1 protein-coding gene is annotated in these 792 nt (G+C 65.3%); it reads right to left on the bottom strand.

Translation table 11 applies throughout. The annotated features are described in order from the left end of the window. Positions 1–209 precede the first annotated feature (209 nt). Positions 210–792, bottom strand: a 583-nt coding sequence (locus tag FVA95_RS29080) for an IS3 family transposase (protein ID WP_149666925.1), incomplete at its 5' end; no start/stop codon positions are given.

Below are 792 nucleotides of genomic sequence, written 5' to 3'. Positions count from 1 at the left end.
CAGCAACGACTGAACACCCGACAAGGGGGTCAGTCCCAATCCGTCGTTACGGGGTTACTCCCAACCCGCCGTTGACATCTGCTGGCGGACCTCGGTGACGGTGGCGCCGTCGCCGTACGCGCCGTCCAGGACGACGGCGACCTCACGCAGATCAGCAGTCACCATCTCAACGGTCGGGTCTGCTGCAGGGATAGGTGACAGTCAGGGTGTCATGCCGCGGAGAGTGCGGCGGGGCTGATAATGGTTTCGAACTCGATGGGGGTCAAGCCTGCGAGACGGGCTTGTCGGCGGCGGCGGTGGTAGGTGCGTTCGATCCAGGTCACGATCGCCGTCCGTAGCTCCTGCCGGGTGGCGAAGCGTCGGCGATCGAGGACGTTTTTCTGCAGCAGCGCGAAGAAGCTCTCCATCGCGGCGTTGTCGCCGGCGGCGCCGACCCGCCCCATCGACCCGACCAGCCCGTGACGGCGAAGTGTGTGCTGCAGTTTCCAGGAGCGAAATTGCGACCCGCGGTCGGTGTGGAACACACAACCAGCCACCCGGCCGCGGCGGGCGACAGCATTGTCGACTGCCCGTACCGCCAGGTCAGAGGTCATGCGGGCATCGATCGAGTAGCCGACGATCCGCCCGGAACAGGCGTCTTTGACCGCGCAGCAGTACAGTTTTCCTTCCCCAGTTAAATGTTCGGTGATATCGGCAAACCACAACTGGTCGAGACTGGCGGTCGCGGTGAACTCGCGGCGGACCAGGTCGTCGTGGACCGGCGGCCCGACTCGGCCGCTCTTACCGCGGCGT

The organism is Pseudonocardia sp. EV170527-09, assembly GCF_008369905.1.
Taxonomy (GTDB): Bacteria; Actinomycetota; Actinomycetes; order Mycobacteriales; family Pseudonocardiaceae; genus Pseudonocardia.
The sequence above is the reverse complement of the archived record's forward strand: the minus strand, read 5'-3'. Positions and strand labels throughout refer to the sequence as shown.